Source organism: Pseudomonas sp. NS1(2017), assembly GCF_002269425.1.
Classification (GTDB): Bacteria; Pseudomonadota; Gammaproteobacteria; order Pseudomonadales; family Pseudomonadaceae; genus Aquipseudomonas; species Aquipseudomonas reactans.
Genome location: NZ_CP022960.1, coordinates 5,084,411 through 5,107,389, shown reverse-complemented (window position 1 = coordinate 5,107,389; position 22,979 = coordinate 5,084,411). Strand labels below are relative to the sequence as shown.

Below are 22,979 nucleotides of genomic sequence, written 5' to 3'. Positions count from 1 at the left end.
CGTCGGCCAATGCTGGCCAGCCGCTTTAGTTGCCCAGCTTGCCACCTATAATGCCCGCTCTTCAATCCGTGTCTGCATACTGAGAACTTATGGAAAACCTGGGGCTGGGCAAGGTCTTGCTCGTTGAGGACGACGAAAAACTGGCAGGGCTGATCGCGCACTTTCTCGCGCAGCATGGTTTTGAGGTGCGCGTGGAGCACCGGGGCGACGAGGCCCTGGCCGCGTTCCTGGAGTTCAAGCCGAAGATCGTCGTACTCGACCTGATGCTGCCCGGTCAGAGTGGCCTGCATGTCTGCCGGGGGATTCGCGCGGTGTCTGACACGCCGATCGTGATTCTCACGGCCAAAGAGGACGACTTGGACCATATCCTTGGCCTGGAGTCCGGTGCCGACGACTACGTGATCAAGCCGATCAAGCCCCCGGTGCTGCTGGCGCGCCTGCGCGCCCTGCAACGACGCCAGACGCCAGAACCGACCGTGCGTGGTTCGCTGGCCTTCGGACGGCTGGCCATCGATCGCAGTTGCCGGGTGGTCAGCCTGGGCGATGACAAAATCGACCTCACCACCATGGAATTTGAGCTGCTGTGGCTGCTGGCCAGCAACTCGGGGACGATCCTGTCCCGTGATGACATCCTCAACCGCATGCGCGGCATTGCGTTCGACGGCCTCAACCGCAGTGTCGATGTGTACATCAGCAAGCTGCGCGGCAAACTCAACGACAACCCCCGCGAACCGGTGTGCATCAAGACCATCTGGGGCAAGGGCTACCTGTTCAATCCGTTCGCGTGGGAGGCTTAGATGCTGCGGCTCTATATCCGCCTGTACATCATCCTGGCGCTGGGCCTGGCGGGGGCGATCTGGCTGGTCAACTACACCTTCGACGAGCTGCTGCCTGAAGCCAATGAAACCTATAACCGCGAAGCCCTGCGTGGCCCGGCCTATGGTTTGGTCGAGCAGTTGCGGCCCTTGCTCGGTGATGCCCGCCAAGCGCGTCTTAGCGAGCTGCAACCCCATTACGGCCTGCACCTCAAGCTGGTGCAGCGCGATGAACTGGCGCTGGATCAGCGTGAGCAACAATTGCTGGCGGCCGGGCAGTTGGTGGTGCGGGGCGACTTCATGGAGTTCATCGCCAATATCGACGGCGGCCCGCAATTGCTCAATATCAAGCTGCCCGACGAGCCAAAATGGCTGTACTTGTGGGCCTACAGCCTGCTGGGGCTGAGCCTGGCGATCGTGCTGTATTTCTGGGTGCGCCCGCACTGGCGCGACCTGGAGCATATCCGCCTGGCGGCCCAACGCTTCGGGGATAACGATCTCAGTTCACGCATTCTGCTGCCACGCCGTTCCACCGTGCGTTCGCTGGCCGGGCACTTCAACCAGATGGCCGAGCGTATCGAAAGCCTGATCGCCAACCAGCGCGAACTCACCAACGCCGTGTCCCATGAACTGCGTACGCCGATTGCGCGGCTGTCGTTCGAACTCGACCAGCTCAAGCAACAGGCCGATCCACGGCAGCGCGGCGAATTGATCGCGGACATGTACGCGGACCTGGGCGAGCTGGAAGAAATGGTGTCCGAGTTGCTCACCTACGCCAGCCTGGAACGCGGTGCCACCCAAGTCACCCGCGAAAGCATCGAGGCCCACAGCTGGCTCGACAGCGTGATCGGCAGCGTGGCGCTGGAGGCTGAAGCGGCGGGTATCCAACTGTCGTTGCGCACGTGCGAGGTGGACTTTATCCAGATCGAGCCGCGCTTCATGGCGCGCGCGGTAATCAACCTGTTGCGCAACGCCATCCGTTACGCCGAACGCCGTGTGGAAGTGTCGCTGGTCAAGTTCGGCAGCGGCTACGAAGTGCGGGTGTGTGACGACGGCCCCGGGGTACCGGAAGAAGGCCGCTCGAAGATCTTCCAGCCCTTCATGCGCCTGGACGCCAGCCGCGACCGCCGCACCGGCGGCTTCGGCCTGGGCCTGGCGTTGGTGCAGCGGGTGTCGCAATGGCACGGTGGCCAGGTGCAAGTGCTGGATTCGGAATGGGGCGGGGCCTCATTCCGAATGACCTGGGCGTATGCCGAGTAAGACCGGTTAGAAGGTGTATTCCAATACACCCATCACCGACGTCTGCAGCCGCCGCTCAACAATCGGGCTCTTGCCCGCTTCATCCGCCAGGTACTGCACATCCAGTAACGTCGAGAACTGGGTGTGCTCGCTGATCGGCAGGCTCCATACCAGGTTCATGCCATTGCTGATATTGCCCGCACCGGCTTTATAGGCTTTGAAGCGGCTGCGCGCGGCTTGGCCGGTGGTCACGCCGTACCAGGTCTGCAAGTAGTCACGGTCACCGAAATGGCTGCTGAGGCTGGCGTCGACGGAGCCGAAACGGCCTTCATACAGGTTGGTGCCCAGGCTCAATTCCAGATGGGTGAACGCTTTGCCGCTGTCCTTGTGGTCATCTTCCTTAAGGGCATGCTCCAGCGTGGCGCCCATAATTACACCGCCCAGGTTGTAGCTGGCACTCACGCCCAACTGCGGGCGTGATTTGATTTCACCCATGCCTTTCAGGCGCTTTGAGCCGAGGTGCATGGACTCGTTTTTGTCTTTGCGTGATCCACTGGCGCCGACATACGCACTGAAGCTCAAGGCGTTGCCTTCGTAGCCCCAGCCCAGGCCCTTGTCGGTGTCGAGGAAAATCCCCCAGGGGCTGACGATGGCACCGCCGAACACCGGGGCGGTCATGCGTTCGTCGCTGCCGCTGTAGCGGGGCAGGTTGGCCACGCCGGCCTTGAGGCTGTAGGTCCAGTCCTCAGCCAGTACGCTGTTGGCGCTCGCGAGCAAACACAGTGAGGTCAGGGACAGGCATAGATTTTTTGGGTTCATCAGGGTTTTCATGTCGGTTAGAAACTCAAGGGTGGATGGGTACGTTTGAAGGAGTAGCCCGAGGCGCTCAGGCCATTGATCTGGCGGCTCACCGTGTCACCCAGGCCATAGCCGTTGCCGGCCAGTACGGCATGGGCGTTGTCCACGGGCAGCAGGATGTAGTCGGTCAGCGGTTCGTCGTGCAGTTGGCCGCGAATCACCAGGAAGCCTTCTTCGAGGCGCACGCTGATGCCGCTCAATGGCGCATCGGGTTCATGGGTGTTGAGTACTTGGTAGGTGCCGACGGTGTCGGCCCAGGCCAAGGGCAGTGGCGGCGGGTCGATGCGTTCGCCGATGGGGATGCGCTGGCCATGACTGCGCGCCGTGAGCATCTGCCGGCCTTGCACAGTGATGACGTCGAGTTGTACCTGGCCCAATTCGCCGAGGTCCTTGAGCCAGAAACCGAAGACTTTCTTCTGGGCGCGCAGCCAGCCTTGATCGTCACGCAGCAGTTCGAAGTTAAAGCCAGCCAGTTCGCCACGCAGCCGATGGTCATCATCCTTGATCCGGAACACCCCCCACGCGGTGGCGTAGAACCCGGCCAGACGCTGGCGGTCGATGGCGGCCGGCACCTGGCGCAGCTTGAGTCCGTGGCGGGGGGCCTGGCAGTCGTCGCTGCAGACTTGCTCGCCGGTTTGCGCCTGAAGCATCAGGCGCAGGGTGTCGGTGGCCAGTGTGGCGACCAGGTCTTCGGCATTGCTGTCGTTGGCCATGATGATCACCGCCAATTGATGGTCCGGCAGCAGGCTCAGCTGTGCGGCGAAATCATCGCCGCCGCCGCTGTGCTGGTAGGTGCGCACACCAGGGCCGACCGGCTCGTCACCGCAGGGCGCCAGGAACCACGCCAGGCCGATCTGGCAATCGAAGTCCAGGGCATTGCCAGTGTTTTGCTGGGTGAACATTTCATCGATGGAGCGGCTGGTCATTACCCGGTTGCCCTTGTAGAGGCCTTCGGCAAACAGCATCTGCACGTAATGGCTGAGGTCCCTGGGGCTGGCCCACAAGCCGCCGGCGGCGATGTCACGCAGTTGCGCATCGGTGCTGGCGACGCCTTCCTGATAGCCCTGGGCGCGATAGCCGATTTGCGCAGCCGTCCCGACAAAGCTCGCGTGGTCCATCTCCAGCGGTTTGAGCAGGCTGTGTTGCAGCTGGGCTTCAAACTCCTTGCCGCTGCTGCGCTCGATGGCCGCGCCCACCAGCGCATAACCCAGGTTGGAATAGGCCACTTGCGTACCGGGCGGTGTGCTCAGCCAGACGCCGGACAGGCGCATCGGCATCTGCCCCATGGCGTAGGTGTTGCGCAGGTCACGCAGGTGTTCACTGGGCAAGCCGGACTGATGGCTGAGCAGGCGACGCAAGGTGATGTCGCGGTCGGCGGCCTGCTGGTCGGTATGGAAGCGCGAGCGCACATAGAATTCGCGCAGGGTTTGCTGGATCGGTGCGTCCAGCGCCAGTCGCTGTTGTTCAACCAGTTGCAGGGCCGCACTGGCGGTGAGCAGCTTGGAGATCGCACCGGCCCGGAAGGCGGTGTTCGGCGTCACCGGCAGGCCCTTGGCTTTGTCGGCCATGCCGAACCCGCGACTCCAGATCAACTCCTGGCCGTTGACCAAGGCAATCGACAGGCCCGGGATGTTGTCCTGGGCCATGTCTCGCGGGATCCGGGTTTGCAGGTAACGGATGATCGCGCTGTAGTCGCCCTTCGGAATCGGCGGCGGGGCAGGTGACTGCCCTTGGCAGCCGATACTGCCCAACAGGCAACCAAGTAATGGAAGACCGCGCAATGTGCGAAGCATGACGAGCACCCGACAGGTGATTTGGATGCTCGAATGCTAGGGCTGTGGCGCCCGAGGGTCTTTGACAGCTTTGTCGATAAACTGTCAAAGACTGTTAACGGGTCACTCCGTTGCGCTCATGCCACTGGGCAATCGACTCTTCGGGGTACTCATCGAACTGTAGGTCGCCCTTACGCAGCGTAACCTCTACCCAAGGTGCCTTGGACCCCAGCATCAAGTGCGGGTGCTCCGGTGGTACCGGCAGTGGCGTGTCGATGGCCGAGGCGAACGGATGGATCAACTCCGGCCATTCCGGGCTGAACACCCACAGCGCGCTGCCGCATTGCGAGCAGAAATGCCGCTCGGCCGTACTCGCATGGGCACGGCTGGCGCCTTCGGGCTTGAGCTTGGCGTGGTAGACCGAAATGAATTTGCGCCCGCGCACCTTCAGGCTGGCGGTGTCACCGGCCAGGTTGATCGCGTAACCGCCACCGCCCTGGGTCTTGCGGCAGATCGAGCAATAGCAACGCTGGTAAGGGTAGGGGTGGGCACTGGCGAGGCTGAACGTGACGGCGCCGCAATGGCAGGATCCTTCAAGCTGCATGGGCTGACTCCTTTGGCAAGGTGACTGTTCAGCTTAGGCGCTTTGCGGCATCAACGTGGCAATCAACGCACGAATGGTGCCGGGCAACGCCTCCAGCTCCCGCACCAGGATACTGCGCTCACGAATCGCCCAGGGCTCATCCAGCTTCACCGCGACCAACTGCATGGTGCGGCTGTGACGCACGGCGGCCGACTCCGGGATGATGCCGATCCCGACACCGGCCTCGACCATCCGGCAGATCGCCTCGAAGCTCGACACCTGGATACGCAGTGACAAATGCTTGCCCAGCCGTTCGACGTGTTCGCGCAAGAAGCTCAGCAAGGTGCTGCCTTCGTGCAGGCCGATGTGCTGGTAGGCGAGGGTCTGTTCCAGCGTGACCGAGGGTTGTTCCGCCAAGGGATGGCCGACCGGCACCATCAACACCAGTTCATCGGTGCTGAAATGCAGCACCTGCAAACCTGCCGCTTCTACGGGGCCGGCGATGATGCCCATGTCGCTGGTGCCATCCAGCACGCCGCGCACGATATCGCGGGACAGGCGTTCCTGCAGGTCGACGGTCACGCCGGGGCGCTGTGACAGAAAACCTGCCAGCACTTCGGGTAAGAATTCGGTGACGGCCGTGGTGTTGGCAAAGATGCGGATATGCCCGGCCGAATCCACGCCGTATTGGGTGAATTCGCTCTTGAGGTAATCCACCTGGCGCATGATCAACCGCGCATGGTGTAGCAAACGCTCACCGGCCGGGGTGATCTCGACGCCACGGCTGTCGCGGTACAGCAGGCGGGTGTCGAGCTGGCCTTCGAGGGCTTTGATCCGCGCACTGGCGGCAGCCGGCGAGAGGAACGCACGCTTGGCGCCCTGGGTCAGGCTGGGGGATTCGGCGATATGGATAAACAGGCGCAGGTCGGCCAGATCGAAGTGCATGCAAGGCTCCCAGGGCAGGATGGCGGCGTTCAGCATAACCGAACGCTGGTTTATTGAAATGCAAATTCTCAGAACGGGTACAGGCTTGCATGATCCGGGGCAGACACTCACTGCCCGAGGACCTGCACCCGATGAGCGCCACCGATTGGATCGGCCGAAGCGAAACCGCCCACGACCACCTCAGCCATAACCTGCTCAAGCGTATTGCCGCCACCTTCGGTGAAGAAGTGCCCGAAGACGGCGCGGACATCCCGTCGCTGTGGCAGTGGTGTTTCTTCCAGGACCCGTTGCCGGAAACGGCCTTGGGCACTGACGGCCACCCGGCCCGTGGCGGCTTCCTGCCGCCGGCTGACAACCGCAATCGCATGTGGGCCGGTGGGCGCATCGAGTTCCTGCAGGCACTGCGGGCCGGTGAGGCGGCGACCCGCGTGTCGACCATCACCCAAGTGGAAGAAAAAACCGGGCGCACCGGTTCGCTGCTGTTTGTCACCGTGCGCCACGACTATTCCCAGGACGGTCGCCTGGCGATCCGTGAGGAACAGGACATCGTCTACCGCGAACCCACGCCGCCCAAATCCGGCAGCGGTGACGCGCTGGAGCAGGGCGAATGGTCTGAAACCGTCGATCCCACGCCCACCCTGCTGTTTCGCTACAGCGCCGTGACCTTCAACGGGCATCGCATTCACTACGACTACCCCTATGTCACCGGCACCGAAGGCTATTCAGGCCTGGTGGTGCATGGGCCGCTGATCGCCACCCTGAGCCTGCGCGCATTCTGCCGCGCCAACCCTGGCGCCACCTTGCGCCGTTTTGCCTATCGCGGCGTGCGCCCGTTGATTGCGCCGCAGCAATTTGAAGTGGGCGGGCGCGTGACCGAAGCCGGTGTGGCACAGCTGTGGGCCGGCAATGCCCAGGGCCTGGCGCAGCAAGCCAGCGTGCATTTCGAATAATCCAAGAACAACAGGCGGAGAGCCGTTAATGAACCCGAATGACAATGAAGAACTCAATGCCATCCGCGAAGGCGTGCGCGCCTTGTGCGCTGAATTCGATGCCGCTTACTGGCGCAGGATTGACGAGGAAAAGGGTTTCCCCGAAGCCTTCGTCAAGGCGCTGACCGACGCCGGCTGGCTGTCCGCGATGATCCCCGAAGAGTACGGCGGCTCCGGCCTGGGCCTGGCGGAAGCTTCGGTGATCCTTGAAGAGGTGAACCGCTGCGGCGGCAACTCCGGCACCGTACACGGCCAGATGTACAACATGTTCACCCTGCTGCGGCACGGCAGCGACGCACAGAAACGCTTCTACCTGCCCAAGCTCGCCAGCGGCGAATTGCGCCTGCAATCCATGGGTGTGACCGAGCCCACTACCGGCACCGACACCACCAAAATCAAGACCACCGCGATCAAGCGTGGTGACAAATACGTGATCAACGGCCAAAAGGTGTGGATCTCGCGGGTCCAGCATTCCGACCTGATGATCCTGCTGGCGCGCACCACGCCATTGGCCGAAGTGAAGAAAAAGTCCGAGGGCATGTCGATTTTTCTGGTGGATCTGCGCGAAGCCATCGGCAACGGCCTGACCGTGCAGCCCATCGCCAATATGGTCAACCACGAAACCAACGAGCTGTTCTTCGACAACCTGGAGTTGCCGCTGGACAGCCTGATCGGTGAGGAGGGCAAGGGCTTCAAATACATCCTCGACGGCCTCAACGCCGAGCGCACGCTGATCGCCGCCGAATGCATCGGTGATGGCCGCTGGTTTATCGAAAAGGCCAGTGCCTATGCCCGCGACCGCGTGGTGTTTGGCCGGCCCATCGGGCAGAACCAGGGCGTGCAGTTCCCGATTGCCGAAGCGCATATCGAGATCGAGGCGGCCGACTTGATGCGTTGGCGCGCCTGTGAGGAATACGACAGCGGCGCCAATGCCGGGGCCAGTGCCAACATGGCCAAGTACCTGGCGGCCAAGGCGTCCTGGGAGGCGGCCAACGCCTGCCTGCAAACACACGGCGGTTTCGGGTTTGCCTGCGAATACGACGTGGAGCGCAAATTCCGCGAGACGCGCCTGTACCAGGTGGCGCCGATCTCCACCAACCTGATCCTGTCCTACGTGGCCGAGCATTTGCTCGAACTGCCACGCAGTTTCTGAGGGGCTGACCATGAGCCATACCCAAGCCTTGTGTCGGTTCCTGGCCGAACTGGATTACGCGCAACTGCCGGAAGACGTGCTGGCGCGCACCGAAGATTTGTACCTGGACTGGTTGGCCTCGGCGCTGGCGAGCCAGGGCGCGCACCCGATTCCGTTGTTTGAACGCTACGCACAGAAGATGGGCCCCGGCAGCGGCCCGGCGCAGGTGATCGTCAATGGCGGCAGCACCAGCGCGTATTTCGCCGCGCTGGTCAACGCGGCTTCGTCCCACTTGGTGGAGCAGGATGATCTGCACAACAGCTCGGTCCTGCACCCGGCGACCGTGGTGTTCCCAGCCGCGCTGGCGGCCGCCCAGGACCTCGGCAAATCCGGTCGCGATTTGCTGCTGGCCTCGGTGGCCGGTTATGAAGCGGGCATCCGCATCGGCGAATTCATGGGCCGTTCCCACTACCGCATCTTCCACACCACGGCCACCGTCGGCACGTTGGCGGCGGCGGTAGCCGTAGGCAAGTTGCTGGATTTCAACGAAGAACAATTCATCAACCTGCTCGGCAGCGCCGGCACCCAGGCGGCCGGTTTGTGGGAGTTCCTGCGCGATGCCGCCGATTCCAAGCAACTGCATACGGCGAAAGCCGCAGCGGACGGTTTGCTCGCCGCTTACCTGACGGCGGATGGGCTGACCGGCGCGCGCAATATTCTGGAGGGCGATCAAGGTCTGGCGGCCGGTATGTCCCGTGATGCCGAGCCGGCCAAGTTGTCTGCCGACCTGGGCAGTCGCTGGGCGTTGCTGGAAACCTCGTTCAAGTTCCACGCCTCATGCCGCCATACCCATCCGGCCGCCGATGCGCTGTTGGATTTGATGCTGCGCGAAGGCCTGCAGGCCGAACAGATCGCCCACGTGGAAACCCGGGTGCACCAGGGCGCCATCGATGTACTGGGCCGCGTGAAAGTACCGGCCAGCGTGCATCAGGCCAAGTTTTCCATGGGCACCGTGCTGGGCCTGATCGCCGTGCATGGCAAGGCCGGGCTTACGGAGTTCCATGAGCTGGCGTTGACCGATCCAGCGGTCTCGGCGTTTCGCGACAAGGTCAGCATGACCCTCGACGCCGACGTCGACGGCGCTTACCCGCAGCGCTGGCTCGGTCGCGTCACCGTCACCACGCTGGATGGCCGCACGCTGCACGGCGCCATCGACGAGCCCAAGGGCGATCCGGGCAACACCCTGAGCCGTGTGGAGCTGGCCGACAAATTCCAGCGCCTCAGTCAATTCAGCAACGCCCGCACACCGGCCCAGGCCAATGCCCTGATCGACAAGGTCTGGGACCTGCGCAACGCCGCATCCATGGCCGACTGGCTTTGAGGAACTGTCATGACTAACCCAAGACCGCTGGACGGCATCACCGTCGTCAGCCTGGAACACGCGATTGCCGCGCCGTTCTGCACCCGTCAACTGGCCGACCTGGGCGCCCGCGTGATCAAGGTCGAGCGCCCCGGTGCCGGTGATTTTGCCCGTGGCTACGACGAACGCGTGCGCGGCCTGGCTTCGCACTTCGTGTGGACCAACCGCTCCAAGGAAAGCCTGACCCTGGACCTCAAGCAGGATGAGGCGGGGGATATTCTCGACACCCTGCTGGCCGATGCCGATGTACTGGTGCAAAACCTGGCGCCCGGCGCCGCCGCGCGCATGGGCCTGTCGTTCGAGGCGCTGCATGAGCGCTTCCCGCGCCTGATCGTCTGCGACATTTCCGGTTACGGCGAAGGTGGACCTTATGAAAAGAAAAAGGCCTACGACCTGCTGATCCAGAGCGAAGGTGGCTTTCTGTCGGTGACCGGTGGCCCCGGTGAAGACCAGATGGCCAAGGCCGGTTGCTCCATCGCCGATATCTCGGCGGGCATGTACGCCTACAGCGGCATCCTCTCGGCGCTGCTGCTGCGTGGCAAAACGGGGAAGGGCAGCCGCATCGACGTGAGCATGCTGGAAAGCCTGGTGGAATGGATGGGCTACCCGATGTACTACGCGTTTGACGGTGCACCGCAGCCACCGCGTGCTGGGGCCGCGCATTCGACGATCTATCCCTATGGACCGTTTCCCACCGGCGACGGCGGCACGGTGATGCTCGGCCTGCAAAATGAGCGCGAATGGGCGGCGTTCTGCGACAAGGTGCTGCTCACCCCGGCATTGGCGACCGACGAGCGTTTCTCCGCCAACTTCAAGCGCTCGGCCAATCGCGACGTGCTGCGCCAGATCATCGTCGACAGCTTTGCGCAGTTGGATGCGGAGGCGGTGATCCTGCGCCTGGAAGACGCGCAGATCGCCAGCGCCCGGGTCAACGACATGCAAGGCGTGTGGGAGCATCCGCAACTCAAGGCGCGGGGCAGTTGGCGCGAAGTCGACAGCCCGGCGGGTCCGTTGCCGTCGTTGCTGCCGCCGGCACGCAATGGTGCGTTCACCCCGCGCATGGACGCTGTTCCAGGTTTGGGGCAGCACAGCCAAGGCATTCTCGAAAGGCTCGGTTACGCCGCAGATGCCATCGACGGCCTGCGCACGCGCGGTGTTATCTAACAATAAGGAATTCAACAGATGCCCAAGCCATTGGTACGTTCGGCGTTGTTTGTACCCGGTAGCCGACCGGAGCGATTTTCCAAAGCCTTGGCCAGCGGTGCCGACGCGGTGATCGTGGATTTCGAGGATGCGGTGGAAGAGCCGCTCAAGCGCCAGGCGCGGGAAAACCTTGGAGCGTTTTTGACCGCCAACCCCGCCGCCCTGGTGTGGGTGCGGATCAACGCGCCGGAACATGCCGAGCACTTTGAGGATGTGGCGTTCTGCAAGGCGCATCCGAATGTGGCGGGCGTGCTGTTGCCGAAGGTCGAAAGCGCAGCCCAGGTCGCCGTGGTGGCGGCCAGCGGCAAAGTCATCTGGCCGATCATCGAGAGCGCGCGGGGTTTGCTGGCGGTGGCCGAGATCGCCCATGCACCGCAGGTGGAGCGCCTGTCATTCGGCGGGTTGGACCTGGCGCTGGACTTGAACCTGAGCAGCAATTCTGCGGCCGCCCAGTTCGCCCTGGACCAGGCGCGCCTGGCGCTGATCGTGCATTCCCGTGCCGCCGGCCTGATCGCACCGCTGGATGGCGTGCACCCGGCCATCGATGACCCTGAAGGCCTGCGTCGCTCGATTCGGCATGCCTATGAGATGGGCTTTGCCGGGGCGTTGTGTATCCACCCCAAGCAGGTGGCGGTGATTCACCAGGCCCTGGCGCCAAGCGCCGAAGACCTGGCCTGGGCCCGGCGTGTGGTGGAAGCCGGCGCCCATGGGGCAGGGGCGTATCAGATCGATGGGCAGATGGTGGATGCACCGGTGTTGCTGCGCGCGCAACGGCTGTTGGCGGCTCAGGTCTAGCGTTCGTCCAGACCGAACGCAGGTATCAAAAAATCGAAATTCACTACACGCGTGACATCAGGCACCTTGCCCTACAACACAACAATAAGAAGGTGATTTCCCATGCTCAAGCTTTCCCGGGCGCTGCTGTGCGCCGCCACCTTGTTTGCCGCGGGCCTGGCCCAGGCGGCAGACCCGATTGTCATCAAGTTCGCCCACGTGGTCGCCGAAAACACCCCCAAGGGTCAGGGCGCGCTGCTGTTCAAGAAACTCGCGGAAGAACGCCTGCCCGGTAAGGTCAAGGTCGAGGTGTACCCGAACTCGTCGCTGTTCGGCGATGGCAAGGAAATGGAAGCGTTGCTGCTGGGCGACGTGCAGATGCTGGCACCGTCCCTGGCCAAGTTCGAGCAGTACACCAAGCAAGTGCAGATCTACGACCTGCCGTTCCTGTTCAACGACCTGGCCGCCGTCGACCGTTTCCAGGCGGCCCAGGGCAAGGAACTGCTGACCTCCATGCAGGACAAGAACATCCTCGGCCTGGCCTATTGGCACAATGGCCTCAAACAACTCTCGTCGAACAAGGCGCTGCATGAGCCCAAGGACGCCCGTGGCCTGAAATTCCGTGTGCAGGCTTCAAGCGTGTTGGAAGAGCAGTTCAAGGCGATCCGCGCCAACCCGCGCAAGATGAGTTTTGCCGAGGTGTACCAAGGCCTGCAGACCGGCACCGTGAATGGCACCGAGAACACCTGGTCGAACTATGAAAGCCAGAAGGTCAACGAGGTGCAGAAATACTTCACCGAGTCCAACCATGGCCTGATCGACTACATGGTGATCACCAACGCCAAGTTCTGGAACGGCCTGCCGCCGGACATCCGCAGCACGCTGGAGCAGATCATGGTCGAGGTTACCGTCGAGGTGAACAAGCAGGCCGAAGCGCTGAACCAGTCAGCCAAGCAGAAGATCGTCGATTCCAAGACCAGCGAAATCATCGAATTGACCCCGGAGCAACGCCAGCTGTGGCGCGAAGCCATGCGCCCGGTGTGGCAGAAGTTCGAGGGTGAGATCGGGGCTGACTTGATCAAGGCCGCCGACGCGTCCAACCAGCCCCAATAACTCCTGTAGGAGCCGGCTTGCCGGCGATGGCGTCCTCAAACCGGTGCAGGATTGAAGGGCCTCATCGCCGGCAAGCCGGCTCCTACAAAAAGCCATCTGCTTTCACATTCCTGTTCCTGTTGCGAGGTTTTGCCATGCAAACGCTAAGGCGCGTCTGGGAGCACCTGGAGGAAGGTTTTATCGCCTTCCTGCTGGCCGCCATGACCCTGGTGACATTCGTCTACGTCATGCTCAACAACATCTACACGCTGTTTTTTGCCCTGGCCGACAAATGGGCGTGGAGCAGCAACTTCTTCGGCGCCCTGGGCGACCACACCATGACCTGGGCCCAGGACATGACCTGGAGCGTGGCGCTGACCAAGGCCATGTTCGGTTGGCTGATCTTCTTCGGTATTTCCTATGGCGTGCGCACTGCCGGGCACCTTGGTGTGGACGCACTGGTCAAGCTGACCAAACGTCCGGTGCAACGCGTGCTCGGCATGCTCGCCTGCCTGTGCTGCCTGGCCTACGCAGGGCTGTTCATGGTCGCCAGCTACAAGTGGGTGAGCGCCGTGATGGGCGCGCATATCGGCGCCGAGGACCTCGACCAGTACGGCATCGACGTGGGCGATATCGTGATCATCGTGCCCATCGGTTTTGCCATGGTGTTCATCCGCTACCTGGAAATTTTCTACCGCATCTTTACCCACCGTCAGGTCGGGTTGGGGCTGGCCGACGAGGCTGGCGAGGCCAGCAAATTGGCCGGCAGCCATGAGGAGCGTCACTGATGGCCGTGCTCTGTCTATTCCTGTTGTTGTTCGTGTTCATGTTCCTCGGCGTGCCCATCGCGATTTCCCTGGGCCTGTCCGGCGCCGTGTCGATCTTGATGTTCAGCCAGGACTCGGTGAGTTCCCTGGCGATCAAACTGTTCGAGACCTCCGACGCCTACACCTTCCTGGCGATTCCGTTCTTCCTGCTCTCCGGTGCGTTCATGACCACCGGCGGCGTGGCGCAACGCCTGATCGACTTTGCCAACGCCTGTGTCGGCCATATCCGTGGTGGCCTGGCGATTGCAGCGGTGCTGGCGTGCATGCTGTTTGCGGCGCTGTCCGGTTCGTCTCCGGCAACGGTGGCGGCGGTGGGCTCGATTGCCGTGGCCGGCATGGTGCGTTCCGGTTACCCGAAGGAGTTTGGCGCCGGCATCATCTGTAACGCCGGCACCTTGGGCATCCTGATTCCACCGTCGATCGTGATGGTGGTGTACTCGGCGGCCACCGAAACCTCGGTCGGCAAGCTGTTCATGGCCGGCGTGATTCCAGGGTTGCTGCTGGGCCTGATGCTGATGATCGCGATCTACATCGTCGCACGCATCAAGAAGCTGCCGGCCCAGCCACGTGCGACCTTCCGCGAGTGGCTGACCTGCGCACGCCGTGCCTTTTGGGGCCTGTTGCTGTTGGTGATCATCCTCGGCGGTATCTACAGCGGCATGTTCACCCCGACCGAAGCCGCAGCGGTGGCGGCGGTGTACTCGGCGTTTGTCGCACTGTTCGTCTACAAAGACATGAAGCTGCGCGATTGCCCCAAGGTGCTGCTGGAGTCTGGGCGCCTGGCGATCATGCTGATGTTCATCATCGCTAACGCTATGCTGTTTGCCCATGTGCTGACCACCGAACAGATTCCCCAGGAAATCACCGCGTGGGTGCTGTCTGAAGGTCTGACGCCGATTGGCTTTTTGATCATGGTCAACGTGGTGTTGCTGATTGCCGGCAGTTTCATGGAACCGTCAGCCATCGTGCTGATCCTGGCGCCAATCTTCTTCCCGATTGCCATGAAGCTGGGCATTGACCCGATTCACCTGGGCATCGTGATGGTGGTGAACATGGAGATTGGCCTGGTTCACCCGCCGGTGGGGTTGAACCTGTTTGTGACCTCGGCGGTGACCGGGCTGACCCTGGGGCAGACCATTCGAGCGGCGTTGCCGTGGCTGATGATCTTGTTGGTGTTCCTGATCATGGTCACCTACTTGCCGTTTATCTCCCTGGCGCTACCGCACTGGCTCGGTATGTAGTCGCCCCCCTGTAGGAGCTGGCTTGCCGGCGATGAGGCCCTTGAATTCGGTACAGCAATCAAGGACGCCATCGCCGGCAAGCCGGCTCCTACAAAGGGCGCTGGGTCCTTTAATGGTCCAGCGCACTCAAGATCGCATGGGCCACTTTCACTCGCTCCCCGTTCGGGTAGTTTTTGTTGGCCAGGATCACTACCCCCATTTCCTTGCTCGGCACATACGCCACATACGCGCCAAACCCGTTGGTGGAGCCCGTCTTGTTCACCAATGTGTCGGCGTGCGGCGCCTGCGGCGGGGTCAGCCAGTCAACCTTGTGCGGCACCCTGGCCATTTGCGTGGAGTTGCCGCTAATCAAGGCATCAAGCGTGATGGGGTAGGGATACATTTCCCAGCCAAGACCCTGAGTCATGCCCTCTACGGTGTAGTAGCCGGTGTGGGTGGTGGCGATGGCCTGTTGCAGCACCGTGTCCAGTTTCGTCGGGTTCATGTTCGCACTGACGTAGTGCAGCAGGTCTGCCGCACTGGTCTTGATGCCGTACGCTTCGCTGTCCATGGCGCCGGGGCCGACGCGCACCGGCTTGCCGTCGTTGCCATAGCCTTGGGCATACAGGCCCATCTGGTTGGCGGGTACGTTGACGAACGTGTGCTTGAGCCCCAGTTTCGGAATCAGGATTTTCTCCATCAGTTGATCAAACGGCTGCTTCAGGCTCTGCGCCGCCAGGTAGCCGAAGAGGCCGAGGCTCGGGTTGGAATACAGGCGCTGGGTGCCGGGGGCGAAGTCGGGTTTCCACTGCTGGAAGTAGCTGATCATGTGCTGGGTGTTGTCCGCCTCGCGGGGGAATTGCAGCGGCAGGCCACCGGCGGTGTAGGTGCCCAGGTTGAGTAGGCTGATGTGGTCGAACTTGCCGCCGCGCAACGCAGGCAGGTACTGGCTGGCCGGTTCGGTGAGGGTCAGTTTGCCGCTCGCCACGGCATAGCCGGCGAGGGTGGCGGTGAAGGTCTTGCTCACCGAGCCAATTTCAAACAGCGTGTTTTCACTGACGGGCTGTTTAGCGTCTTTACTGGCAACGCCGTAGTTAAAGTATTGCGCCTTGCCGTCCTTGATGACACCGACAACCAGACCTGGAATAGACTGTTGCTGCATCAGCGGCTTGACGCTGGCGTCCACCACGGCGCGCAGGTCGTCGGCGGCCAGGCAATGGCCGGTGGCGAGAACTAACGCCAGGGCGCCCACGTTACGCACTCCGGACAGGGAGAATTGAGGCATGATATCGCTTCCATGAGAGTGATCGATTGAATGAAGAGCCTGCGCGGGCGTGGCCAATGTAGGCAGTTCGCGGGCGTTGGGCAAACGATGATATCTCGCACCTGCCATTAGATTAATTGGGGTCAAGCATGCTGCGCTCCCATCTTCCCCTCAATGCCCTGCGTGCCTTTGAGGCCTCGGCCCGGCATTTGAGTTTTACCCGCGCCGCCATTGAGTTATGCGTGACCCAGGCGGCGGTCAGCCATCAAGTCAAAAGCCTGGAAACGCAGTTGAACGTGACCTTGTTCAAGCGCCTGCCCCGTGGCCTGATGCTCACCAGCGAAGGCGAAACCCTGTTGCCGGTGGTGCGAGATTCGTTTGACCGCATTGCCCAGACCTTGAGCCAATTCGAAGGCGGGCATTACCGCGAAGTGCTCACTGTGGGCGCGGTCGGCACCTTTGCTGTGGGCTGGTTGTTGCCACGGCTGCCCGAGTTCCAGGCGCATTACCCGTTTATCGACCTGCGCCTGTCCACCCACAACAACCGCGTCGACGTGGCAGCCGAAGGCCTGGATTACGCGATCCGCTTCGGCGCGGGTGCCTGGCACGGCACCGACGCCTGTGAGCTGCTGGCAGCGCCTCTCACCGTACTCTGCGTGCCGCAATTGGCCGAGCAACTGCACGCACCGCAAGACTTGCTCAAACACACCTTGCTGCGCTCCTATCGCACCGATGAATGGAACCTGTGGTTCCAGGCCGCCGGTTTGCCCGCCGATACCCTGGTGCCGCGCAGCATCGTGTTCGATTCTTCGTTGGCGATGATGGAAGCCGCCTTGCAAGGCATCGGCGTGGCACTGGCGCCGGCAATGATGTTTTCGCGGCAACTGGAGAGCGACGTGATCCGCCAGCCGTTCGACGTCGGCATCAGCACGGGCAGCTATTGGTTGACGCGTTTGCAGTCGCGGGCTGAAACGCCAGCGATGCTGGCGTTTAAACGGTGGATGTGTGAAAGCGTAAACGCCTAAACCAGGTACTTGTTGAACCAACCGAGCGTTCTTTCCCACGCCAGGTTCGCTGCCGCCTCGTCATAGCGTGGCGTCGAATCATTATGGAAGCCATGGTTGGCGCCCTTGTAGATATACGCCTCATATGTGGTGCCGGCGGCCTTGAGCGCCTGTTCATACGCCGGCCAACCCTCGTTGATCCGCGTATCCAGCTCACCGAAATGCAACATGATCGGCGCCTTGATTCGGGGCACGTCCTTGGCTTCCGGCTGGCGCCCATAAAACGACACCGCCGCGCCCAGTTCCGGGTAGGCCACGGCCGCCGCGTTGGTCACGCCGCCGCCATAACAGAAGCCAGTAATCCCGACCTTGCCGGTGCTGCTGTCGTGGTGCATCAGCCATTCGATGGCAGCGAAGAAGTCGTTCATCAGCTTGGTCGGGTCGACGGTCTGTTGCAGAGCCACGCCTTTTTCGTCGTTGCCGGGGTAACCGCCCACCGAGGTCAGGCCATCCGGGGCCAGGGCGATGAAGCCGGCCTTGGCCAGGCGCCGGGCGACGTCTTCGATGTAGGGGTTGAGGCCGCGGTTTTCGTGGACTACCACCACCGCCGGCAGCTTGCCCGTGGCTTTGGCTGGGCGCACCAGATAGCCGCGCACCGTGCCGTTGCCTTTGGGCGAGGTGTAGGTGATGTAGTCGGCGACGATGTCCGGGTCGGTGAATTTCACTTGTTCGGCCAGCGCGTAGTTGGGGCTCAGGGCAGCCAGCAGGGCCGACGCGGTGAGGCCGCCAAAGGTGAACAGCGCAGCGCGGTCGAGAAATTCGCGGCGGTTGATCTTGCCGTGGGCATAGCCGTCGTAGAGTTCCAGCAGTTCGGGGGCAAAGTCTTTCGCGGTCAGACGAGTCATCGGTGCATCCTCGATTAGCGGTGGCGGTCAATGTAGCCCAGGATCAGCCCTCGCGACCATGGGCGGCGACGGCCAACTGGCCGGTGTCGACACGCACGAAGATCGAATCGCCGATGGCGGTCAGCACGTCACCGGCGTACACCTCGCAGATCACGCGGGTCTTGCGTCCCACGTCACCGTCGACCCGTGCGCGCAGGGTGAGGGTGATGCCCATGGGCGTCGGCTTGATGAATTTGATCCCCAGGTTGCCGGTGACGCAGTCGATGCGCGGCAGGCTGCCGGGTTCGCGCGCTTCGGCGCGGTAGTGGTAGGCCATGGCGGTCCAGTTCGAGTGGCAGTCCACCAGCATGGCGATCAGGCCGCCGTAGACCAGGTCGGGCCAGCCGCTGTAATGGGCCTCGGGCAGGTGTTCGGCGACCAAGTGGATACCGTCCGCGTCCCAGCGGCTCTTGATGTGCAGGCCGTGGGGGTTGCTGCCGCCGCAGCCGTAGCAGATGCCTTCCGGCGCGGTGATGTCCTGGAGTGAGGGGGCGTACATGCAACGTCCTTATTATGGAGGGGCGACTACTCTGTTTAGCAGGACAAACGCCGGAATGGAATAAATCCCTGGTATGGCGTGTTAGCTCAGTACCTTGTGTCCTTTCCTCTCTGCGGAGCGTTGCATGAAACGTCTTATGTCCCCGGTCGCGGTACTGGCCCTGATCCTTGCTTATGGTTCCAGCGCCCAGGCGGTGGAGTACAAGGACGTCAACCGCACCGCCAGCCAGATCAGTTTCACCTACAAGCAACTGGGGCAGCGTGTGTATGGCACGTTCAGCGAGTTTGAAGGCACCTTGACCTTCGACACGCAAAAGCCGGAGGCCGGGCATGCCTTGCTCAAGATCCAGCTGGCCAGCATCGACGCGGGTAGCCCGGACGCCAACGACGAGCTGCAACGCGCGTCCTGGTTTGATACCGCGACGTTTCCGGTGGGCGTCTACGAGTCCACCGGCGTCAAAACCTTGGGCGACAACCGCTACACGATCAGCGGCAACCTGACCATCAAGGGCACCACGCGTCCGGTCGACGTGGACGTGGTGCTCAAGGAGCAGAGCGGCATTGGTGTGTTCGACGGTGAGTTCGTCCTCAAGCGTGGCGACTTCAAGATCGGCGAGGGTGAGTGGGCCGGCAACAGCGTGGTGTCCAACGACATCAACATCAAGTTCAAGATGGTCGCGCCGCAGCGTTAACGGGCGAAATTCTTTGCGCCGGCCACGCAGCCGATCACCGCGACCGTCACCAGCACCATGCCCAGACTGACCTGCTCATGCAGCAGGCCTGCCGCCAGTGCCAGGCCAAAGAACGGTTGCAGCAACTGCAACTGGCCGACGGCGGCAATGCCACCCTGGGCCAGGCCGCGATACCAGAACACAAAGCCGATCAGCATGCTGAACAGTGACACATAACCCAGGCTCAACCAGGCGGGCAGGCTGATGCCGCTGAAACTCGACGGCGCAAGCATCAGGCTCAATGGCACCACCACCGGCATCGACACCACCAGCGCCCAGCAGATCACCTGCCAGCCGCCCAGGCTGCGCGACAGCTTGGCGCCTTCGGCGTAACCCAGGCCGCACACCAGCACTGCCAGCAGCATCAGCAGATCGCCGGCCGGTGCGGCGCTCAAGCCTTGGGCGACGGCATAACCCATCACCAGTGCGCTGCCCAGCACCGAGAACAGCCAGAACACCGGACGCGGTCGCTCGCCACCGCGCAACACGCCAAACACGGCGGTGGCCAGAGGCAGCAGGCCGATGAATACGATGGAGTGGGCCGAGGTCACGTATTGCAACGCCAGGGCGGTGAGCAAGGGGAAGCCAATCACCACGCCAAGGGCGACAATCGCCAGCGGCATCCACTGATTGCGCGCGGGGCGTTTTTCCTTGAAAAGCCACAGCAGGATCACGCCGAGAAAGGCGGCGATCGCGGCACGGACCATGGTGAGAAACACTGGGTCGAATTCCATCACGGCCAATCGTGTGGCGGGCAATGAGCCGCTGAAAATCACCACGCCGATAAAGCCGTTGATCCAGCCCTGGGTGCTGGTGTCCAGGGTGTTGAGGGGGGATGTACGTTCCATGAGGGAGTGCCCGAAGCAGGAGGGGTTGCGTTCAGGCCATCCTAGGGGCGAGCATTGAGACAATCAAAAAATTGTCATGGATACAGCCGATGCCGCGCGCCCGCTACAAGACCCTGGTCGATACCTTTGCCGCAGCCATCCGCAGTGGGGATATGCCGCCTGGCACACGGCTGCCGACGCACCGGCAACTGGCCGCCGAACACGGCTTGGCACTGGTCACCGCCAGCCGCGTGTACACCGAGCTTGAAGCCATGGGTCTGGTTAGCGGGGAAACCGGGCGTGGCACCTTCGTGCGCGAGATCTCGCTGCCGCCAGGGCAGGGCAGTGGTCAGATGACGGTAACGGCGGGCATGCTCGACCTCAATTTCAACTATCCCTCGTTGCCCGGCCAGGCAGACCTGTTGCGCACGGCGTTGCGTCAGTTGGCGCTGTCCGGCGACCTTGAAGCGCTGTTGCGTTACCAGCCCCACGCCGGGCGCCTGCACGAGCGCGCGGCGTTTGCGCGGCATTTGCTCCGTCGCGGGCTCAGCGTGGACGCCGAGCAGGTGCTGCTGGTCAGCGGCGCCCAGCATGGCCTGGCGGTAACGATGATGGCACTGCTCAAACCCGGCGATGTGATTGCGGTGGATGCGTTGACCTATTCGGGGTTCAAGGTACTGGCCGAGACCCTGCACCTGGAAATTGTCGCGATCCCGGTGACGCCGACCGGCCCGGATCTGGAAGCCTTGCAAAACCTGTGTCGCAAGCGCCCGGTGCGCGCCGTATACAGCATGCCGACCTTGCACAATCCCCTCGGTTGGGTAATGGATCTGGCCCGGCGCGAGCAGTTGGTCGCTATCGCCCGTCAGCACAATCTGATGATCATTGACGACGCGGCCTACGCGTTCCTCGCTGAAAACGCACCGCCACCCGTGGCGACGCTGGCGCCAGAACGCACGGTGTATGTGGGTGGGCTGTCGAAAAGCGTGGCAACGGGCCTGCGCGTGGGGTTTATCGCGGCGCCGATGGAATGGGTCAAGACGCTGGAGCGCACCATCATGGCCACCACCTGGAATGTGCCCGGTGTGATGAGCGCCATAGCGGTGGCATGGCTGGAGGATGGCACCGTGGCACAGCTTGAGGCGCAAAAGCGCGAGGACGCCCAGGCGCGACAGGCCCTGGCGGCTCAGGTGTTCAAAGGGCTGACCAGCATCAGCCATCCCTCGTCGTACTTCTTGTGGCTACCCCTGGCGGAAGACACCCGGGCCGATCAGGTCGCCATGACTTTGCAGCGCGACAATATTTCAGTGTCCACCGCCGAGCCGTTTGCCGTCTCGGCGCATGTCCCGCATGCGTTGCGGTTGGCCTTGGGTTCGGTGCCGATCTCGGCACTGCGCGAAGCGTTGCTCAAGGTGCGCAAGGTGGTGGCGTGGTGAGCCGGTTTCAGCGGCTCACCGCTGGGCATCAGTACTTGTAGGCCTGACGTCCGATCAGCAGCCATTTGCCTTTCTGCTTCTGCCAGACCTGGAAGTTGTCGATGTCGGTAGGCACTTCAACGCCGCTGTTCACGGCCAGGGCATGGAAGTGGTTGCGTACCAGCGCGGTGTCGCCTTGCAGGGTGATGGTCTGGTTTTGCATTTCCAGGGTCTTGAAGGCGCTGGTATGGGTTTCCAGGTCAGCGATGAATTGGTCTTTGTTCTGCACCTTGCCGCTGGAATGGCCGTAGGTGAGTTTGTCGGCCGTCAGCGCGTGAAGCTGCTTGAGGTCCAGGTGCAGCATGGCTTGGGTCAGTTGGTCGACCGCTTGGGCCACATCCTTTTCGGCAGGGGCAGGCGCGGCTGCAACATAACCGGTGAACAGGCACAGAAAACCGATCAGCACTTTGACGTTTTGCATGGGTGTTTCCTTATTGTTGTTGGGGGCTGGCACGACAGCCTAAGTCGTCGTACAACCATGCAATATTTCGGATGGGGAAGGAAAGTGAAATTTCGAAATATCTTGAAAAGATTAGACTTTAAGGCGTTATAAACCACAGGTCGACTTATACGATGTCTCAACACGCTGATCGGATCATGCCTCGCTTCCTGTGCCAGTAGCACATCGCTATGCTACTGCCGAAACCTGACACTGCCCGAGAGACAAAATGGATTTTGACTGGCACAGCGACACCCTCACCCGCACCCGCACCACTCCGGTAACCCCACACTACAAAAACACTCAAAACGTTCGCCGCTTCATGCTTGAACACTACGGCCCAGGGTTCAAATTCGACCGGCCGTTCATGGCCTGGATCCGCAACGAGGTGCCCAAGACCCTGGGCGACGTGGTGGATGAGTGGCAACGCCGAAACGAGGATTCACGCCCATGACACCCGACGAAAAATACCAGGCCGCCCAGCTACGCCTCGGCTATCAGCTGGACGAATTCAAAGTCGGTGGCAACTACACGCCACTGGTCCGGGACGCCAACCACCTGTACATCAGCGGCCAGATTCCCCGGGTCGGCGATGCCATCGTGCTGCCGGGCAGGGTTGGAGACACCTTGACCTTGGCCCAGGCACAAATCGCCGCTGGTATCAGCGCGTTGCGCTGCCTGGGGTTGCTCAAGCAGGCCTTGGGTTCGCTGGACCAGGTCAAGGCAATTCCGCGCATCACCGTGTACGTGCGCAGTGCCGAGGATTTTGATCAGCAGAGTGAAGTGGCCAACGGCGCGTCGGACTTGCTGCACGAGATTTTGGGCGCCGCCGGGGTGCACACGCGCACGTCGATTGGCGTGATGCAGTTGCCGAAATCGGCGGCGGTGGAGATCGATATGATTGCGGTGGCGCACGGTTGAGCCATCG

24 protein-coding genes are annotated in these 22,979 nt (G+C 62.2%); 15 read left to right on the top strand and 9 right to left on the bottom strand.

Translation table 11 applies throughout. The annotated features are described in order from the left end of the window. Nucleotides 1-89 precede the first annotated feature (89 nt). Both CI807_RS23810 and CI807_RS23805 read left to right on the top strand, forming a co-directional pair. Complete coding sequence (locus tag CI807_RS23810; protein ID WP_016979480.1) at nucleotides 90-797, top strand: winged helix-turn-helix domain-containing protein; 708 nt, start codon at nucleotides 90-92, stop codon at nucleotides 795-797. Beyond that, nucleotides 798-2,075 (top strand): ATP-binding protein, encoded by a 1,278-nt coding sequence (locus CI807_RS23805; RefSeq protein WP_095016486.1) that lies wholly within the window; start codon nucleotides 798-800, stop codon nucleotides 2,073-2,075. It abuts the gene before it with no gap. A gap of 6 nt (nucleotides 2,076-2,081) precedes the next feature. Here the strand turns inward: CI807_RS23805 and CI807_RS23800 are convergent, their stop codons facing one another. From CI807_RS23800 to CI807_RS23785, 4 genes are all read right to left on the bottom strand, one after another. After that, nucleotides 2,082-2,873, bottom strand: a complete 792-nt coding sequence (locus CI807_RS23800) for a MipA/OmpV family protein (protein ID WP_095017615.1) — start codon at nucleotides 2,871-2,873, stop codon at nucleotides 2,082-2,084. Nucleotides 2,874-2,890: 17 nt separating this feature from the next. Beyond that, nucleotides 2,891-4,705: a serine hydrolase gene (locus CI807_RS23795; RefSeq protein ID WP_095016485.1), complete on the bottom strand. Its 1,815-nt coding sequence runs from the start codon at nucleotides 4,703-4,705 to the stop codon at nucleotides 2,891-2,893. A 94-nt stretch (nucleotides 4,706-4,799) separates the two neighbouring features. Continuing rightward, entirely contained in the window at nucleotides 4,800-5,288 is a 489-nt protein-coding gene (locus tag CI807_RS23790) for a GFA family protein (RefSeq protein WP_095016484.1), read from the bottom strand. A gap of 33 nt (nucleotides 5,289-5,321) precedes the next feature. Then, complete coding sequence (locus CI807_RS23785) at nucleotides 5,322-6,212, bottom strand: LysR family transcriptional regulator (protein WP_095017614.1); 891 nt, start codon at nucleotides 6,210-6,212, stop codon at nucleotides 5,322-5,324. 131 nt (nucleotides 6,213-6,343) lie between these two features. On the opposite strand from CI807_RS23785, the gene CI807_RS23780 reads away from it, so the two are divergent. The 8 genes from CI807_RS23780 to dctM all read left to right on the top strand — a co-directional run bounded on the left by CI807_RS23780 (nucleotide 6,344) and on the right by dctM (nucleotide 14,890). Continuing rightward, nucleotides 6,344-7,162, top strand: coding sequence for a MaoC family dehydratase N-terminal domain-containing protein (locus CI807_RS23780; protein WP_095016483.1), 819 nt, complete (start codon nucleotides 6,344-6,346; stop codon nucleotides 7,160-7,162). 28 nt (nucleotides 7,163-7,190) lie between these two features. Further along, nucleotides 7,191-8,354: an acyl-CoA dehydrogenase family protein gene (locus tag CI807_RS23775; protein WP_016979469.1), complete on the top strand. Its 1,164-nt coding sequence runs from the start codon at nucleotides 7,191-7,193 to the stop codon at nucleotides 8,352-8,354. Between the two features lie 10 nt (nucleotides 8,355-8,364). Continuing rightward, nucleotides 8,365-9,714, top strand: a complete 1,350-nt coding sequence (locus CI807_RS23770; protein ID WP_095016482.1) for an MmgE/PrpD family protein — start codon at nucleotides 8,365-8,367, stop codon at nucleotides 9,712-9,714. A gap of 9 nt (nucleotides 9,715-9,723) precedes the next feature. Next, on the top strand, nucleotides 9,724-10,917 hold the full coding sequence (locus tag CI807_RS23765) for a CaiB/BaiF CoA-transferase family protein (RefSeq protein WP_095016481.1): 1,194 nt from the start codon (nucleotides 9,724-9,726) through the stop codon (nucleotides 10,915-10,917). Between the two features lie 18 nt (nucleotides 10,918-10,935). Continuing rightward, on the top strand, nucleotides 10,936-11,751 hold the full coding sequence (locus CI807_RS23760; RefSeq protein WP_095016480.1) for a CoA ester lyase: 816 nt from the start codon (nucleotides 10,936-10,938) through the stop codon (nucleotides 11,749-11,751). A 102-nt stretch (nucleotides 11,752-11,853) separates the two neighbouring features. Next, nucleotides 11,854-12,843: a TRAP transporter substrate-binding protein gene (locus CI807_RS23755; protein ID WP_095016479.1), complete on the top strand. Its 990-nt coding sequence runs from the start codon at nucleotides 11,854-11,856 to the stop codon at nucleotides 12,841-12,843. 134 nt (nucleotides 12,844-12,977) lie between these two features. Further along, complete coding sequence (locus CI807_RS23750) at nucleotides 12,978-13,610, top strand: TRAP transporter small permease (protein WP_095016478.1); 633 nt, start codon at nucleotides 12,978-12,980, stop codon at nucleotides 13,608-13,610. After that, nucleotides 13,610-14,890 carry a C4-dicarboxylate TRAP transporter large permease protein DctM gene (gene dctM, locus CI807_RS23745; protein WP_012724622.1) on the top strand — a complete coding sequence of 427 codons (1,281 nt, stop codon included), beginning with the start codon at nucleotides 13,610-13,612 and terminating at the stop codon, nucleotides 14,888-14,890. Before CI807_RS23750 ends, dctM begins: the two co-directional genes overlap by 1 nt. A gap of 109 nt (nucleotides 14,891-14,999) precedes the next feature. Here dctM and ampC read toward each other — a convergent pair whose 3' ends face one another. Further along, on the bottom strand, nucleotides 15,000-16,154 hold the full coding sequence (ampC, locus tag CI807_RS23740; RefSeq protein ID WP_095016477.1) for a class C beta-lactamase: 1,155 nt from the start codon (nucleotides 16,152-16,154) through the stop codon (nucleotides 15,000-15,002). A gap of 128 nt (nucleotides 16,155-16,282) precedes the next feature. On the opposite strand from ampC, the gene CI807_RS23735 reads away from it, so the two are divergent. Continuing rightward, the gene (locus CI807_RS23735; RefSeq protein ID WP_095016476.1) at nucleotides 16,283-17,158 is read left to right on the top strand and encodes a LysR family transcriptional regulator; all 876 of its coding nucleotides are present in this window, start codon (nucleotides 16,283-16,285) and stop codon (nucleotides 17,156-17,158) included. On the opposite strand, the gene yghX is transcribed toward CI807_RS23735, so the two are convergent. Together yghX and CI807_RS23725 are read right to left on the bottom strand one after the other, a co-directional pair. Continuing rightward, nucleotides 17,155-18,042, bottom strand: coding sequence for a YghX family hydrolase (yghX, locus tag CI807_RS23730; RefSeq protein ID WP_095016475.1), 888 nt, complete (start codon nucleotides 18,040-18,042; stop codon nucleotides 17,155-17,157). The genes CI807_RS23735 and yghX overlap by 4 nt on opposite strands. A gap of 43 nt (nucleotides 18,043-18,085) precedes the next feature. Continuing rightward, nucleotides 18,086-18,580 carry a PaaI family thioesterase gene (locus tag CI807_RS23725; RefSeq protein WP_095016474.1) on the bottom strand — a complete coding sequence of 165 codons (495 nt, stop codon included), beginning with the start codon at nucleotides 18,578-18,580 and terminating at the stop codon, nucleotides 18,086-18,088. Nucleotides 18,581-18,716: 136 nt separating this feature from the next. Here CI807_RS23725 and CI807_RS23720 point away from each other — a divergent pair, with 136 nt between their 5' ends. Next, nucleotides 18,717-19,271, top strand: a complete 555-nt coding sequence (locus CI807_RS23720) for a YceI family protein (RefSeq protein ID WP_095016473.1) — start codon at nucleotides 18,717-18,719, stop codon at nucleotides 19,269-19,271. Here the strand turns inward: CI807_RS23720 and CI807_RS23715 are convergent. Then, nucleotides 19,268-20,158: a DMT family transporter gene (locus tag CI807_RS23715; protein ID WP_095016472.1), complete on the bottom strand. Its 891-nt coding sequence runs from the start codon at nucleotides 20,156-20,158 to the stop codon at nucleotides 19,268-19,270. The two genes, CI807_RS23720 and CI807_RS23715, sit on opposite strands and share 4 nt — an antisense overlap. An 89-nt stretch (nucleotides 20,159-20,247) precedes the next feature. On the opposite strand from CI807_RS23715, the gene CI807_RS23710 reads away from it, so the two are divergent. Next, nucleotides 20,248-21,573, top strand: a complete 1,326-nt coding sequence (locus CI807_RS23710; protein ID WP_095016471.1) for a PLP-dependent aminotransferase family protein — start codon at nucleotides 20,248-20,250, stop codon at nucleotides 21,571-21,573. Between the two features lie 28 nt (nucleotides 21,574-21,601). On the opposite strand, the gene CI807_RS23705 is transcribed toward CI807_RS23710, so the two are convergent. Beyond that, the gene (locus CI807_RS23705) at nucleotides 21,602-22,033 is read right to left on the bottom strand and encodes a nuclear transport factor 2 family protein (protein WP_016979456.1); all 432 of its coding nucleotides are present in this window, start codon (nucleotides 22,031-22,033) and stop codon (nucleotides 21,602-21,604) included. 247 nt (nucleotides 22,034-22,280) lie between these two features. Here CI807_RS23705 and CI807_RS23700 point away from each other — a divergent pair, with 247 nt between their 5' ends. Beyond that, nucleotides 22,281-22,505 (top strand): DUF6434 domain-containing protein, encoded by a 225-nt coding sequence (locus tag CI807_RS23700; RefSeq protein WP_095016470.1) that lies wholly within the window; start codon nucleotides 22,281-22,283, stop codon nucleotides 22,503-22,505. Next, nucleotides 22,502-22,972: a RidA family protein gene (locus CI807_RS23695; protein ID WP_095016469.1), complete on the top strand. Its 471-nt coding sequence runs from the start codon at nucleotides 22,502-22,504 to the stop codon at nucleotides 22,970-22,972. Before CI807_RS23700 ends, CI807_RS23695 begins: the two co-directional genes overlap by 4 nt. Nucleotides 22,973-22,979: the final 7 nt, after the last annotated feature.

What these genes read in the sequence shown, in the direction of transcription:
- CI807_RS23750 (WP_095016478.1), top strand. Translation starts at nt 12,978, where the DNA reads ATGCAAACGCTAAGGCGCGTCTGGGAGCACCTGGAGGAAGGTTTTATC.
- CI807_RS23700 (WP_095016470.1), top strand. Translation starts at nt 22,281, where the DNA reads ATGGATTTTGACTGGCACAGCGACACCCTCACCCGCACCCGCACCACT.
- CI807_RS23755 (WP_095016479.1), top strand. Translation starts at nt 11,854, where the DNA reads ATGCTCAAGCTTTCCCGGGCGCTGCTGTGCGCCGCCACCTTGTTTGCC.
- CI807_RS23810 (WP_016979480.1), top strand. Translation starts at nt 90, where the DNA reads ATGGAAAACCTGGGGCTGGGCAAGGTCTTGCTCGTTGAGGACGACGAA.
- CI807_RS23695 (WP_095016469.1), top strand. Translation starts at nt 22,502, where the DNA reads ATGACACCCGACGAAAAATACCAGGCCGCCCAGCTACGCCTCGGCTAT.
- CI807_RS23770 (WP_095016482.1), top strand. Translation starts at nt 8,365, where the DNA reads ATGAGCCATACCCAAGCCTTGTGTCGGTTCCTGGCCGAACTGGATTAC.
- CI807_RS23725 (WP_095016474.1), bottom strand. Translation starts at nt 18,580, where the DNA reads ATGTACGCCCCCTCACTCCAGGACATCACCGCGCCGGAAGGCATCTGC.
- ampC (WP_095016477.1), bottom strand. Translation starts at nt 16,154, where the DNA reads ATGCCTCAATTCTCCCTGTCCGGAGTGCGTAACGTGGGCGCCCTGGCG.
- CI807_RS23805 (WP_095016486.1), top strand. Translation starts at nt 798, where the DNA reads ATGCTGCGGCTCTATATCCGCCTGTACATCATCCTGGCGCTGGGCCTG.
- CI807_RS23720 (WP_095016473.1), top strand. Translation starts at nt 18,717, where the DNA reads ATGTCCCCGGTCGCGGTACTGGCCCTGATCCTTGCTTATGGTTCCAGC.
- yghX (WP_095016475.1), bottom strand. Translation starts at nt 18,042, where the DNA reads ATGACTCGTCTGACCGCGAAAGACTTTGCCCCCGAACTGCTGGAACTC.
- CI807_RS23780 (WP_095016483.1), top strand. Translation starts at nt 6,344, where the DNA reads ATGAGCGCCACCGATTGGATCGGCCGAAGCGAAACCGCCCACGACCAC.
- CI807_RS23785 (WP_095017614.1), bottom strand. Translation starts at nt 6,212, where the DNA reads ATGCACTTCGATCTGGCCGACCTGCGCCTGTTTATCCATATCGCCGAA.
- CI807_RS23735 (WP_095016476.1), top strand. Translation starts at nt 16,283, where the DNA reads ATGCTGCGCTCCCATCTTCCCCTCAATGCCCTGCGTGCCTTTGAGGCC.
- CI807_RS23790 (WP_095016484.1), bottom strand. Translation starts at nt 5,288, where the DNA reads ATGCAGCTTGAAGGATCCTGCCATTGCGGCGCCGTCACGTTCAGCCTC.
- CI807_RS23710 (WP_095016471.1), top strand. Translation starts at nt 20,248, where the DNA reads ATGCCGCGCGCCCGCTACAAGACCCTGGTCGATACCTTTGCCGCAGCC.
- CI807_RS23705 (WP_016979456.1), bottom strand. Translation starts at nt 22,033, where the DNA reads ATGCAAAACGTCAAAGTGCTGATCGGTTTTCTGTGCCTGTTCACCGGT.
- CI807_RS23795 (WP_095016485.1), bottom strand. Translation starts at nt 4,705, where the DNA reads ATGCTTCGCACATTGCGCGGTCTTCCATTACTTGGTTGCCTGTTGGGC.
- CI807_RS23760 (WP_095016480.1), top strand. Translation starts at nt 10,936, where the DNA reads ATGCCCAAGCCATTGGTACGTTCGGCGTTGTTTGTACCCGGTAGCCGA.
- CI807_RS23715 (WP_095016472.1), bottom strand. Translation starts at nt 20,158, where the DNA reads ATGGAACGTACATCCCCCCTCAACACCCTGGACACCAGCACCCAGGGC.
- CI807_RS23775 (WP_016979469.1), top strand. Translation starts at nt 7,191, where the DNA reads ATGAACCCGAATGACAATGAAGAACTCAATGCCATCCGCGAAGGCGTG.
- CI807_RS23765 (WP_095016481.1), top strand. Translation starts at nt 9,724, where the DNA reads ATGACTAACCCAAGACCGCTGGACGGCATCACCGTCGTCAGCCTGGAA.
- CI807_RS23800 (WP_095017615.1), bottom strand. Translation starts at nt 2,873, where the DNA reads ATGAACCCAAAAAATCTATGCCTGTCCCTGACCTCACTGTGTTTGCTC.
- dctM (WP_012724622.1), top strand. Translation starts at nt 13,610, where the DNA reads ATGGCCGTGCTCTGTCTATTCCTGTTGTTGTTCGTGTTCATGTTCCTC.